The sequence below is a fragment of the Stenotrophomonas sp. B2 genome (assembly GCF_014947095.1).
GTDB classification, from domain to species: Bacteria; Pseudomonadota; Gammaproteobacteria; order Xanthomonadales; family Xanthomonadaceae; genus Stenotrophomonas; species Stenotrophomonas maltophilia_P.
Window position 1 is genome coordinate 282147 of the sequence record NZ_JADCQA010000005.1, and the last position, 11668, is coordinate 293814.

13 protein-coding genes are annotated in these 11668 nt (G+C 65.7%); 7 read left to right on the top strand and 6 right to left on the bottom strand.

The genetic code is table 11. The annotated features are described in order from the left end of the window. Positions 1-64: 64 nt before the first annotated feature. Both IMX13_RS08015 and IMX13_RS08020 read right to left on the bottom strand, forming a co-directional pair. A complete protein-coding gene (locus IMX13_RS08015) occupies positions 65-478 on the bottom strand; it encodes a barstar family protein (RefSeq protein ID WP_065175478.1) in 414 nt (137 codons plus the stop codon). Continuing rightward, on the bottom strand, positions 475-933 hold the full coding sequence (locus IMX13_RS08020; protein WP_180875611.1) for a ribonuclease domain-containing protein: 459 nt from the start codon (positions 931-933) through the stop codon (positions 475-477). Before IMX13_RS08020 ends, IMX13_RS08015 begins: the two co-directional genes overlap by 4 nt. A 218-nt stretch (positions 934-1151) precedes the next feature. Between IMX13_RS08020 and IMX13_RS08025 the strand changes: the two genes are divergently transcribed. Continuing rightward, complete coding sequence (locus IMX13_RS08025; RefSeq protein WP_049458515.1) at positions 1152-1763, top strand: superoxide dismutase; 612 nt, start codon at positions 1152-1154, stop codon at positions 1761-1763. A gap of 128 nt (positions 1764-1891) precedes the next feature. On the opposite strand, the gene IMX13_RS08030 is transcribed toward IMX13_RS08025, so the two are convergent. Then, entirely contained in the window at positions 1892-2740 is an 849-nt protein-coding gene (locus IMX13_RS08030) for an endonuclease/exonuclease/phosphatase family protein (protein ID WP_053516904.1), read from the bottom strand. Between the two features lie 164 nt (positions 2741-2904). Here IMX13_RS08030 and IMX13_RS08035 point away from each other — a divergent pair, with 164 nt between their 5' ends. Beyond that, the gene (locus IMX13_RS08035; RefSeq protein WP_053516906.1) at positions 2905-4470 is read left to right on the top strand and encodes an oligopeptide:H+ symporter; all 1566 of its coding nucleotides are present in this window, start codon (positions 2905-2907) and stop codon (positions 4468-4470) included. Between the two features lie 7 nt (positions 4471-4477). Further along, positions 4478-5104: a rhomboid family intramembrane serine protease gene (locus IMX13_RS08040; RefSeq protein ID WP_053516907.1), complete on the top strand. Its 627-nt coding sequence runs from the start codon at positions 4478-4480 to the stop codon at positions 5102-5104. Between the two features lie 55 nt (positions 5105-5159). On the opposite strand, the gene IMX13_RS08045 is transcribed toward IMX13_RS08040, so the two are convergent. Next, on the bottom strand, positions 5160-5321 hold the full coding sequence (locus IMX13_RS08045) for a hypothetical protein (protein WP_164972342.1): 162 nt from the start codon (positions 5319-5321) through the stop codon (positions 5160-5162). 209 nt (positions 5322-5530) lie between these two features. On the opposite strand from IMX13_RS08045, the gene IMX13_RS08050 reads away from it, so the two are divergent. From IMX13_RS08050 to cfa, 3 genes are all read left to right on the top strand, one after another. Next, entirely contained in the window at positions 5531-5833 is a 303-nt protein-coding gene (locus tag IMX13_RS08050) for a GNAT family N-acetyltransferase (RefSeq protein ID WP_053516908.1), read from the top strand. Between the two features lie 63 nt (positions 5834-5896). Beyond that, complete coding sequence (locus tag IMX13_RS08055) at positions 5897-6754, top strand: DUF3298 and DUF4163 domain-containing protein (protein ID WP_193396153.1); 858 nt, start codon at positions 5897-5899, stop codon at positions 6752-6754. A 19-nt stretch (positions 6755-6773) separates the two neighbouring features. Continuing rightward, a complete protein-coding gene (gene cfa / locus IMX13_RS08060; protein WP_065175474.1) occupies positions 6774-7889 on the top strand; it encodes a cyclopropane fatty acyl phospholipid synthase in 1116 nt (371 codons plus the stop codon). A gap of 111 nt (positions 7890-8000) precedes the next feature. On the opposite strand, the gene IMX13_RS08065 is transcribed toward cfa, so the two are convergent. Further along, positions 8001-10169 (bottom strand): M3 family metallopeptidase, encoded by a 2169-nt coding sequence (locus IMX13_RS08065; RefSeq protein ID WP_053516910.1) that lies wholly within the window; start codon positions 10167-10169, stop codon positions 8001-8003. A gap of 118 nt (positions 10170-10287) precedes the next feature. On the opposite strand from IMX13_RS08065, the gene IMX13_RS08070 reads away from it, so the two are divergent. Continuing rightward, positions 10288-10779 (top strand): glutathione peroxidase, encoded by a 492-nt coding sequence (locus IMX13_RS08070; protein ID WP_065181959.1) that lies wholly within the window; start codon positions 10288-10290, stop codon positions 10777-10779. Between the two features lie 49 nt (positions 10780-10828). On the opposite strand, the gene IMX13_RS08075 is transcribed toward IMX13_RS08070, so the two are convergent. Further along, positions 10829-11608, bottom strand: a complete 780-nt coding sequence (locus IMX13_RS08075; protein WP_053516913.1) for a ferredoxin--NADP reductase — start codon at positions 11606-11608, stop codon at positions 10829-10831. Positions 11609-11668: the final 60 nt, after the last annotated feature.

Here is an 11668-nt window from a genome sequence, read left to right on the forward strand (position 1 = left end):
GAACAACAAGGGGGCTCTTCGCCGGAACCATTGCGGGCGGCCGGCCTTGGTCGGCGTCGCCCCTTTACTCGCTCTGTGACAGGAACACCCAGAACGGCACGTCGCGGCCGACCCAATCCCGGCTGGCTTCGTCCAGCACGTCGAGCAGGGTGTCGAAATCCTTGGCTGCGCCAGCGCGCAGCGCGTCGACATCCGCCAGGAACAGCGCATAACCGCTGGCCGGCAGCCACTGCAGGTCGCGAAGATTGTCCGACAGGGCATCCCAGTTGCCGCCGAAACCGGCCGGGAAGTCCAGCTGCGCGGACAGCCGCGCCAGCAGGGTGCGCTTGTCGGTCACGCCCTCCAGATCGATGCGGATCACCTTCAGGCCGGCATCGCGCATGGCCGCGGCAAGCGCGCCGATGTCCGCGCTGTCGATGGCATACACGCCGGCGTTGTTGATGTCGTGCAGGCCGAGGCCGAAATCATCGTGGCTCATCGAGCGTCTCCGGGGGATGGAACGGTGAAGCTGCGGAATGAGCCGTAATGGTCATCGGTGTAGTACCACGCCTCTGCTGGATCGCCGCCCGTGACGATGCGGCGTGCCCCCCGGTTGCCCGCACCGGGGGTGTCGACCGTGTACTCGCGGTAGTAGCCACGCGGCCGCTGCGGCAGGCGCTGCTCGCGGTTGCCGAAGGTGCTGCCATCCTGGCGGTGCGGGAAGGGCCCGCCCCGCTGGATCAGGGTGATGGTCTGGCGTGCTTCGGCGGGAAGGAAGGCGGGCAGGCCGTTGCGTGCGCCATCGCCGTGTGCCGGGGTGGGGGCAGTCCGGGTCGGGGCGCCCTGCAGGTCCGGCGCGAACTGCGGTGCCGGCGGCCGCTGCATGACGTGGTTGACGACCAGGCCGAGCAGCAGCAGGGCGATGGCAGTGATCAGCAGCCGGGGGTTGCGCATGGGCACGAACGGGTGAGGGTGGTGCATGCACTGTAGCGCCTGTGCGCTGCACGCTGCATGAGGAACCGCCGCGTCACCGCTGCGTAACAATTGCCGGCATGCTCACCGGCAGGACGCAATTTCCTTTACATCCCCCTTGGTAATCTAGTGGTCTGTCCCCATCATTCACCGCGCTACACCCGACACCGTCGGGTGCCCTCGCAATCAGGAGATGCATCATGGCCTATACCCTGCCCAAGCTGTCCTACGCCTACGACGCGCTGGAGCCGCATATCGACGCGGCGACGATGGAGATCCATCACACCAAGCATCACCAGACCTACATCAACAACGTCAACGCGGCGCTGGAAGGTACCGAGTACGCTGACCTGCCGGTGGAAGAGCTGGTGAAGAAGCTGAAGTCGCTGCCGGAGAACCTGCAGGGCCCGGTGCGCAACAACGGCGGTGGCCATGCCAACCACTCGCTGTTCTGGACGGTGATGGCGCCGAACGCGGGCGGCAACCCGGTGGGCGACGTGGCCAAGGCCATCGACAAGGACCTGGGCGGTTTCGACAAGTTCAAGGACGCCTTCACCAAGGCGGCGCTGACCCGCTTCGGCAGCGGCTGGGCATGGTTGAGCGTCACCCCCGACAAGAAGGTCGTGGTGGAAAGCACCGGCAACCAGGACAGCCCGCTGATGGAAGGCAACACGCCCATCCTCGGTCTGGACGTGTGGGAGCACGCGTACTACCTGAAGTACCAGAACCGTCGTCCGGAATACATCGGCGCGTTCTTCAACGTCATCGACTGGAACGAAGTCGAGCGCCGTTACCAGGACGCGATCGCCTGAAGGCGGTGACGGGATGACATGAGAAGGCCGGGGGAGACCCCGGCCTTTTTGTTTGCCAGCTTCTGGACGTCGGGCGGGACCTGGTGGGTGCCGACCTTGGTCGGCACCCACCGGGGCCGAGGGCGGGCCTATTCCGCGGTGGCCGTATCGCCCTGCAGGCGCAGGGTGGCCATCATCCCCAGGCGCAGTCCAGGCAGCTCGCCGTCGGCCGGCAGCAGGATGGGCTGCTGGCGGATGCCGCCGAAATGCTTGACCTGGAACAGCACATCCAGACCGTGACCGCTGGCGCCGCCGGCACCGGAGGCTGACGCTTCCGCCCGGCCGCCCGGGCTGCGCCGGGCCGGCTGGAAGCCCGGCGTTGCGCGCACCAGTTCCACCGTGCCGGCGGAAAAATCGCCTGCGATCACACTGGGCAGGCCTTCTGCGGTCGCGCTGATCCAGGCCATGAGATCGCTGGTCTGGTGCTGGCGGGCCGCCGCTTCATCCGGCTCCGGGCGCAGGCGGGTCACGTAGACATTGACCAGGGCCTCGCCCAGCCGCAGCCGCATCATGCCCGCCGCGCTGAACGTACCGGGCGGGTGCAGCAGGGTCACGCCATCCTCGCTGACCGGCAGCCGCGTCAGCATCGCATTGCCGTGCCGCAGCGGCTGGCTGGGCGGGTCAGCCGTGACGAAGTCGCAGCTGTAGCGCAGCCGGTTGGCCAGCCAGCAGGCCGGGTTGCGCCCCTGCTGCTGCCGTACCTGCTGCACCGAGATGACGTCCGGCTGCAGCTCGGTCAACAGCTGCGCCACCTGTTCGCGGCGTTGCTTCCATTGCGCATCGTCCCGCCCGGGCAGTTCCAGGGCCGCCACGGTCAGCTGCCGGGCCTGCGCGTCGAGGGTCGCGGTGTCCGCGGCCTGTGGCCGCGCCGGTGCCGGCAATGCAAGCAGCAACAGGCAGCAGCCGAGCAGGGGGCGGACGAGGACGAGGGCGCGCATAACGATAAGTTTACGCTTTTGTCGTGCAGGTGCCGTGACTTCCGGCAGGGCACCGGTACCGCCTGCCATGGATCGGCGGCGCTGTCATGCAGCCCCGCAGCGTGCTTCCAGCCCGCAGGTTCCGGTAACCTTGCGGCTTTCGCTTTGCAGGAATGCCTTACAGGATGAGCCACGACGCAGTCGCCCCCATCGCCGGCCAGGGAAAGATGCCGCGCCAGATCCCGTACATCATCGGCAATGAGGCCTGCGAACGGTTCAGCTTCTACGGGATGCGCAACATCCTGGTGCAGTTCCTGATCACCTCGCTGCTGCTGCAGGAAATCACTGCGGAAGGCCGTGCCGGTGAAGCCAAGGACATCATGCACAGCTTCATGATCGGCGTGTACTTCTTCCCGCTGCTGGGCGGCTGGCTGGCCGACAGGTTCTTCGGCAAGTACCACACGATCCTCTGGTTCAGCCTGGTCTACTGCGCCGGCCACCTGTGCCTGGCGCTGTTCGAGAACAGCCGCCAGGGCTTCTTCCTCGGCCTGGGCCTGATCGCGCTGGGTGCCGGTGGCATCAAGCCGCTGGTGGCCTCGTTCATGGGTGACCAGTTCGACCAGAGCAACAAGCACTTGGCCAAGCTGGTGTTCGATGCCTTCTACTGGATCATCAACTTCGGCTCGCTGTTTGCGTCGCTGCTGATTCCGCTGGTGCTGAAGAACTGGGGCCCGCAGTGGGCGTTCGGCATTCCGGGCATCCTGATGTTCGTGGCGACCTTCGTGTTCTGGCTTGGCCGCAAGCGCTACGTACTGGTGCCGCTGCCGCCGAAGGACCCGCATTCGTTCGCCAACGTGGCGCGCACGGCGCTGACCGCGCGGGTGGCGGGCCAGGGCCGTCCGGGCCTGGCGATCGCCGTGGCCGGCCTGGTGCTGGCGGTGGCATCGTTCGGCCTGGTCGGCTCGTTGGGCATCGTGATCTGCCTGTGCCTTGCGCTGGTGGCGATTCTGGCTGGTGTCGGTGGCGGCACCTGGCTGCAGCTGGACCGCGCCCGCGCGCACCATCCGGCCGAAGCCGTGGAGGGCGTGCGTTCGGTGCTGCGCGTGCTGGTGATCTTCGCGTTGACCACGCCGTTCTTCTCGCTGTTCGACCAGAAGGCCTCGACCTGGGTGCTGCAGGGACAGCAGATGCAGATGCCGAGCTGGTTCACCGCCTCCCAGATGCAGGCGCTGAACCCGCTGCTGGTGATGATCCTCATCCCGTTCAACAACCTGGTGCTGTACCCGGCCCTGCGCCGCTTCGGCTTCGAGCCGACCGCGCTGCGCCGGATGACCGCCGGCATCGCCTTCAGCGGCCTGGCCTGGATCGTCGTCGGCAGCATCCAGGTGGTGATGGATGGCGGCAATGCCATGTCGATCTTCTGGCAGATCCTGCCGTACGCGCTGCTGACCTTCGGTGAGGTCCTGGTGTCCGCGACCGGCCTGGAGTTCGCCTACAGCCAGGCGCCCCAGGCCATGAAGGGGGTGGTGATGAGCTTCTGGAACCTGACCACCACCATCGGCAACCTGTGGGTGCTGCTGTCCAATGCGGCCGTACGCAACGAAACGGTGACCCACCAGATCGCCGGCACCGGCTTGAGCGAGGCGGCGTTCCTGATGTTCTTCTTCGCCGGCTTCGCCTTCATCGCGGCGTTGGCCTTCGGTTGGTACGCGAAACGCTATCGTATGGTCGACAACTACCGCGCTGCCTGAGCCTGACATGACCCCCGTCAATCTGCTGTTGATCGCCATCACCGCCATCCTGTCATGGAGGGCGTTCAACCACCGCGCGCTGGCCGACCGCCTGATCCTGTGGCCACCGGCCATCGACCGCCACCGCCAGTACGACCGGCTGGTGACCTATGGATTCATCCACGCGGACTGGTCGCACCTGATCTTCAACATGATCACCCTGTTCTTCTTCGGGGGATTCATCGAGAGCGTGATGGTGCAGCTGACCGGCAGCTACCTGACCTATCCGGCGTTCTACATCGGCGCGCTGGTGGTCTCGATCCTGCCGAGCTACCTGAAGAACCAGAAGAATCCGAACTACCTCAGCCTGGGGGCTTCGGGTGCGGTGTCGGCGGTGCTGTTCGCCTTCATCCTGATCAAGCCGTGGTCGATCATCCTGGTGTTCTTCATCCCCGCACCGGCCATCGTGTACGCCGCGTTCTATGTCGGCTACAGCATCTGGATGGACAAGCGCGGCGGCGACCGCATCAACCACAGCGCGCACCTGGCCGGCGCGGCATTCGGCGTGATCTTCATGCTGGCCATGCAGCCGAGCATCTTCACCCACTTCCTGCGCGAACTGTCCAACCCGACCTTCCGCCTGGGCGGCGGTTGAGGGGCTGGGGCCGGATCCGCTGGATCCGACCCCGGGGCAGGGCCCCCGCTCGTGGTCAGGCCCGGGTCTGCTGGCCGTAGGTGTCCAGCAGGCGGGCGAAGACTTCCTCGCCGATACGCTGGAAGGCCTGCTCGTCGGTCTGGCCTTCCACGGCGAGCTGGAGCAGGCCCTCCAGCAGGGCGCGGTCGGTATCGGAATGGGAATCGCTGGGGTGCATCGGGGGCCTCCACGGCAGTCGCACGGTCTACGGTCGCAAGGGCCGTGCCAGCGTGGCCGGACCCCTCCGCAGGCGATAGCGGCCGCGGGCGCTCCAGCTTTAGGGTCGCAAACTGACGTGGAGGGCCTGGACTTGCCCCTGTTCAGGCTTCACGCGATCATGGCGCCCGGCTGCGCACCATCCACGCAGTCGCCGCAGGAGACAGTCCCATGGCTTCGGTCACGCCCCCCGGTCTGGCCTACGAGGTCGATCACGACCAGGCCAACCATCGCTTCACTGCCCGTGTGCGTGGACAGGTGGCGGTGCTCGATTACCAGATCAAGCGCAGACGCATGGTCATCACCCACACCGAGGTGCCCGAGCCGATCGCCGGCCGGGGCATCGCCGGCGAGTTGACCCGCGTGGCGCTGCGGTTCGCGCGGGAGCAGAAGTACAAGGTCGTGCCGGCGTGTGCCTACGCCGAGGCATTCCTGCAGCGGCATGAGGAGTATCACGACCTTCTGGCGGGATGACGCCAGCGGGCTACGCTTAAGCCAGGGCGGGCGATGATGGATGAACATGAACAGGGGATCCCGATGAAGATTGGAAACAACCGGCTGCTGCGCGGAAGCGTGCTGGCCGGTGTGGCAGGCGTGCTGTTGCTGGCGGGCTGCCAGCGTGAAGCCGAAACCCCGGCACCGGTGGCCGACGCGGCGCCGGCGGTCGATGCCTCCGCCACGGGCGAGGCGCCCGCTGCGGAAGCACCGCTCGACCTGCGCGACGTGATCGAGAACAACGAACGCGAGGTGGTGGGCATCAGCTATCCGGCAGGCATCGATCGTTATCCGGGCCTGGCGCGTGCGCTCCAGGACTACGCCACCACGGCCCGCAGCGAGCTGCAGCAGGCGCTCGATGGGCTGGGCAACGACAAGCCGACCATGCCCTACGAACTCTCGCTGAGCTTCGAGAAGGTGCTGGAGACGCCGCAGCTGGTGGTGGTGAGTGCCGATGGCAGCCGTTACACCGGCGGCGCCCACGGCGAACCCCTGGTGGCACGTTTCGTCTGGCTGCCGGAGCAACAGCAGATGCTCAGCGCCGACAAGCTGGTGACCGACAGCAAGGGCTGGAAGGCGATCAGCGATTTCGTCGCGGACCAGCTGCGCGAGCGCGTGGCGACACGCCTCAGCGGCGAGGACATGGAGCCGGCCGAGCTGCAGGAGTCGCTGCGCAATGCATCGCGCATGATCGCCGATGGCACCGGCCCGCAGCCCGACAATTTCAGCCAGTTCCAGCCGCTGACCGACGACAAGGGGCAGATCACCGCGCTGCGCTTTGTTTTCCCGCCCTACCAGGTGGGTCCATACTCGGATGGAACGCAGACCGCCGATGTGCCGGCGGCGGTGCTGTTGCCGCACGTGGCCAAGGATTACGTGGAGCTGTTCGCACGCGGTTGAGCGCAGACGAGGAGGGGGCGTGGATACAGGGTTGCAGGAGCGGGTCAGCGGCCTGCTCCACGAAGCCGGGGTCCGCATTGGCGGCTCCCGGCCACAGGACATCCAGGTACATGATCCGAGGTTCTTCGCACGGGTCATGGCGCACGGTTCGCTCGGCCTGGGCGAGAGCTACATGGATGGTTGGTGGGACGCCAACGTCCTGGACGAATTCCTGGTCCACCTCATGCAGGCGCATCTGGACGAACGGGTGCACGGCTGGCGGGAAGTGGCCGACGCGCTGAAGGCGCGCCTGTTCAACCTGCAGGCCGGGCAGGGAAGCTACGAAGTCGGCCGTCGCCACTACGATCTGGGCAACGATCTGTACCAGGCGATGCTGGGCCGGCGCCTGGTGTACAGCTGTGGCTACTGGCGGCAGGCCGATGATCTGGACGCTGCACAGGAAGCCAAACTGGACCTGGTCTGCCGCAAGCTGGGATTGCGCCCGGGCCAGCGGGTGCTGGATATCGGCTGTGGCTGGGGCGAGGCCCTGAAGTTCGCTGCCGAACGCTATGGAGTCAGCGGGGTCGGTGTAACGATCTCGCAGGAGCAGGCGGAATTCGCGCGCGAGCTGTGCGCCGGTCTGCCGATCGAGATCCGCCTGCAGGACTACCGCGCGCTGGACGAACCCTTCGATGCGATCTTCTCGATCGGCATGTTCGAGCACGTCGGTGACAAGAACTACCGCAGTTTCTTCGAGGTGGCGCGGCGCTGCCTGTCGCCACGTGGCCTGCTGCTGCTGCACAGCATCGGGACCAACGTGTCGCGGCATCGTACCGATCCGTGGATCGCGCGCTACATCTTTCCCAACTCGATGCTGCCCTCGGCGGCGCAGATCAGCAGGGCGTTCGAGGGGCGGTTCGTGTTGGAGGACTGGCACAATTTCGGCACCGACTACGACCTGACCCTGCAGGCGTGGCGGCGCAACGTGGAAGCGGCGTGGCCCCGGCTGGATGCGCGCTATGACGAGCATTTCCGGCGGATGTGGCGCTTCTATCTGGCCGGTTCGATGGCGACCTTCCGTTGCCGGCACGCGCAGTTGTGGCAGCTGGTGCTTTCGCCGGAAGGTGTGCCGGGAGGCTATGTGGCGCCGCGATGAAGCCAGAGCGGGGGCAGATCCCTTTCGCAGAAAAGGGCTCTGACCCCAACCACAACGAAAAAACCGCCCGGTTTCCCGGGCGGTTCTGTTTTCAGCTCAGCGTACCGGCGATCAGTTGCCGGTGCCGGTCAGGCCACGCTTCTCCAGCAGCGGTTCGATCTGCGGCTCGTGGCCGGCGAAATCGCGGAACAGCTGCATCGCGTCGACGCTGCCGCCACGCGACAGCAAGGTGGCACGGAAGTGGTCGCCGTTCTTGCGGCTCAGGCCACCGTTCTCGCGGAACCACTTCTGGGTGTTGGCGTCCAGCACTTCCGACCAGATGTAGGCGTAGTAGCCGGCCGAGTAGCCGCCCATGATGTGGCTGAAGTACGGGGTCTTGTAACGCGGCGGAACCGGTGCGTAGTAGATGCCGTCCTTCTCCAGCGCGGCGCGCTCGAAGGCCATCACGTCCTTGGCGGCTGGCACCTGGTCCGGGCCGATCTGGTGCCAGCGCTGGTCCAGCATGGCCGCACCCAGGTACTCGGTGGTGGCGAAGCCCTGGTTGAACTTGGCCGCGGCGATCACCTTGTCCAGCAGTGCCTGCGGCATCGCCGTGCCGTTCTGGTAGTGCTTGGCGTAGTTCTTCAGGATGGCGCTGTCATCGGCCCACATCTCGTTGACCTGCGAGGGGAACTCGACGAAGTCACGCGGCACCGAGGTGCCCGAGAAGTACGGGTACTTCACGTTCGAGAACATGCCGTGCAGGGCGTGGCCGAATTCGTGGAAGGTGGTCGTCACCTCATCCCAGGTCAGCAGGGTCGGCTGGCCGGCCGGCGGCTTGGGGATGTTGAGGTGGTTGGCCACCACCGGCTTGAAGCCGGTCAGCTTCGACTGCGAGACATACGAGTTCATCCATGCGCCGCCGCGCTTGGAGGCACGGGCGTACGGGTCGAACAGGAAAATCGCCAGCTGGCTGCCGTCGGCGTCGAACACGTCGTAGACGGTGACATCATCGTGATAGACCGGCAGGTCGGTGCGCTGCTTGAAGGTGAGGCCGAATTCCTGGTTGGCGGCGAAGAACACGCCGTTCTCCAGCACGTTCTTCAGTTCGAAGTACGGCTTCAGCTGCGACTCGTCGAAGTTGTACTTGGCCTGGCGCACCTTCTCGCTGTAGAAGGCCCAGTCCCACGGCTCCAGCGCGAACGTCGGCTTGCCCGCGGCCTTCTGCTCCTGGTCGATCATTGCCTGCAGGTCGGCCGCTTCGCGCTTGGCGTTGGCCACTGCGGCCGGGGCCAGCTTGCCCAGCATCGCGTTGACCGCCTCAGGGGTCTTGGCGGTCTGGTTGGTCAGGTTGTACGCAGCGAAGTTGGCAAAACCCATCAGCTTGGCCTTGTCGGCACGCAGCTGCATGATGCGCGAGACGATGGCGGTGTTGTCGAACTCGCCGCCGCGGCTGCCACGGCTGACCGATGCTTCGTAGATCTTCTGGCGCAGGGCGCGGTTGGCCAGGTTGGTCAGGGGCGGCTGGCCGGTGGTGTTGAGCAGGGTGATCACATACTTGCCATCCAGGCCACGGGCCTTGGCGGCTTCGGCGGCGGCGGCGATCTGCTCCCTGGACAGACCATCCAGTTCCTTCACGTCATCAACGGTGATCGCCGAAGCGTTCACTTCCGACTGCACGTTCTGGCTGAAGCGGGTACCGAGGTTGGCCAGCTCGGCGTTCATTTCCTTCAGCTTCGCCTTGTCCGCGTCAGACAGCTTGGCGCCGGCGCGCACGTAGTTGTCATAGTACTTCTCGACCAGGCGCACGCCTTCGGCGTCCAGACCCAGCTGCGTGCGGGTGTCATACAGCGCCTGGATGCGCGCGAACAGCTTGCTGTTCAGGGCGATCGCATCGCTGTGCGCGGCGAACCTGGCCGAGTAGTCGGCCTGCAGCTTCTTGCGGGTGTCGTTGGTGTCCGCGCCGACCAGGGCGAAGAACACGGTGGTGGCGCGGTCAAGGATGTCACCGCTCTTTTCCAGGGCGATGATGGTGTTGTCGAAGGTCGGCTTGGCCTTGTTGTTGGCGATGGCCTCGATTTCCTTCAGCTGCTGCGCCATGCCGGCGTCGAAGGCCGGAGCGAAGTCGCTGTCCTTGATCTTGTCGAACTGCGGATAGTGCAGTGCCAGCGGGCTTTCGGCGAAGAACGGGTTGGCCTGCTGTGCGGTGGTGCTGGCAGCCGGGGTGGCGGCGCCGGCGGAATAGGCGGGCAGGGCAAGGCCGAGGGTCATGGCCACGGCAAGGGCAAGGCGGGTGGTCAAGGCGGTACTCCGGTAAGGCAGACAAGTGCCCGAGGTTAACCCGGGGTAATGGGATCGGGCTTGTGTCGAAAGGCATGGGCGGGGATACCATCGGAACCCCCCATTGCGGAGATCTGCCATGACCACTGCGTTCGATTTCGGTTTCACCGACCTGGACGGCCAGCCGCAGGCCCTGGAGCAGTACCGCGGCAAGGCGCTGCTGCTGGTCAACGTGGCCAGCAAGTGCGGTTTCACCCCGCAGTACGAGGGACTGGAGGCGCTGTGGCGCGAGTACGGCCCGAAGGGCCTGGTGGTGATCGGCTTCCCCTGCGACCAGTTCGGCCACCAGGAACCGGGCAATGCCGAGGAGATCCGCAGCTTCTGTGCGCTGACCTATGCAGTGGACTTCCCGCTGTCGGAGAAGATCCAGGTCAACGGCGACGGTGCACACCCGCTGTGGAAGTGGCTGAAGTCCGAGAAGACCGGCCTGCTGGGGCTGAGCGCGATCAAATGGAACTTCAGCAAGTTCCTGGTCGGACGCGACGGGCAGGTGCTGAAACGCTACGCGCCGACCGACAAGCCGGAAAGCCTTCGCGGGGACATCGAGAAAGCGTTGCAGTCCCGGCAGTAAGGGCTGCCGCTTCCCGCAGCAGCGCCGGACGCAGGCCCGGCGCTACGGGTCACTTCTCGACGAAGGCGCGCTCGAACACGTAGTGACCGGGCTGGCCGATGCGCGGGGAGACCTGGAAGCCACGGGCATCGAGCACCGTGCGCAGGTCGGCCAGCATCTGCGGGCTGCCGCAGATCATCGCGCGGTCATTCTCCGGGCTCAGTTCCGGCAGGCCCAGGGTGCGCTGCATTTCCCCGCTTTCCATCAGCGAGGTCAGGCGCCCCTGGTTGGCGAACGGTTCGCGGGTGACGGCCGGGTAGTACAACAGCTTGTCGCCGATCATCTCGCCGAGGAACTCGTGCTCACGCAGGTCCTTCTCGAAATAGTCGCGGTACGCCAGGTCCTTCTCGTAGCGCACGCCGTGGCACAGGATCACCTTCTCGAAACGCTCGTAGGTCTCCGGGTCCTTGATGATCGACAGCCAGGGCGCCAGGCCGGTGCCCGTGCCCAGCAGGTACAGGTTCCTGCCGGGATGCAGATCGCTGATCAGCAGGGTGCCAGTGGGCTTCTTGCCTACCAGAACCTTGTCGCCGGGCTTGATGTGCTGCAGGCGCGAGGTCAGGGGGCCGTCCTGCACCTTGATGCTGAAGAACTCCAGCTGCTCTTCCCAGTTCGCGCTGGCGATGGAGTAGGCGCGCAGCAGCGGCCGGGCGTCGGTTTCCAGGCCGATCATCACGAACTGGCCGTTCTCGAAGCGGAAACCGCTGTCGCGGGTGAGGGTGAAGCTGAAGTAGGCATCGGTCCAGTGGCGGACCTCAAGCACCGTTTCGGCGCCGAAAGCGGAAGACATGGGCGTATCTGTTGGAAGTCGTCGGGGTAATTCTATCTCAAATGAGACAGGTTCTCATTA

Excerpts from the sequence above, each read along its gene's own strand:
- IMX13_RS08055 (WP_193396153.1), top strand. The coding sequence starts at position 5,897 with ATGAAGATTGGAAACAACCGGCTGCTGCGCGGAAGCGTGCTGGCCGGT.
- IMX13_RS08075 (WP_053516913.1), bottom strand. The coding sequence starts at position 11,608 with ATGTCTTCCGCTTTCGGCGCCGAAACGGTGCTTGAGGTCCGCCACTGG.
- IMX13_RS08070 (WP_065181959.1), top strand. The coding sequence starts at position 10,288 with ATGACCACTGCGTTCGATTTCGGTTTCACCGACCTGGACGGCCAGCCG.
- IMX13_RS08020 (WP_180875611.1), bottom strand. The coding sequence starts at position 933 with ATGCGCAACCCCCGGCTGCTGATCACTGCCATCGCCCTGCTGCTGCTC.
- IMX13_RS08015 (WP_065175478.1), bottom strand. The coding sequence starts at position 478 with ATGAGCCACGATGATTTCGGCCTCGGCCTGCACGACATCAACAACGCC.
- IMX13_RS08025 (WP_049458515.1), top strand. The coding sequence starts at position 1,152 with ATGGCCTATACCCTGCCCAAGCTGTCCTACGCCTACGACGCGCTGGAG.
- IMX13_RS08045 (WP_164972342.1), bottom strand. The coding sequence starts at position 5,321 with ATGCACCCCAGCGATTCCCATTCCGATACCGACCGCGCCCTGCTGGAG.
- IMX13_RS08030 (WP_053516904.1), bottom strand. The coding sequence starts at position 2,740 with ATGCGCGCCCTCGTCCTCGTCCGCCCCCTGCTCGGCTGCTGCCTGTTG.
- IMX13_RS08040 (WP_053516907.1), top strand. The coding sequence starts at position 4,478 with ATGACCCCCGTCAATCTGCTGTTGATCGCCATCACCGCCATCCTGTCA.
- IMX13_RS08050 (WP_053516908.1), top strand. The coding sequence starts at position 5,531 with ATGGCTTCGGTCACGCCCCCCGGTCTGGCCTACGAGGTCGATCACGAC.
- IMX13_RS08035 (WP_053516906.1), top strand. The coding sequence starts at position 2,905 with ATGAGCCACGACGCAGTCGCCCCCATCGCCGGCCAGGGAAAGATGCCG.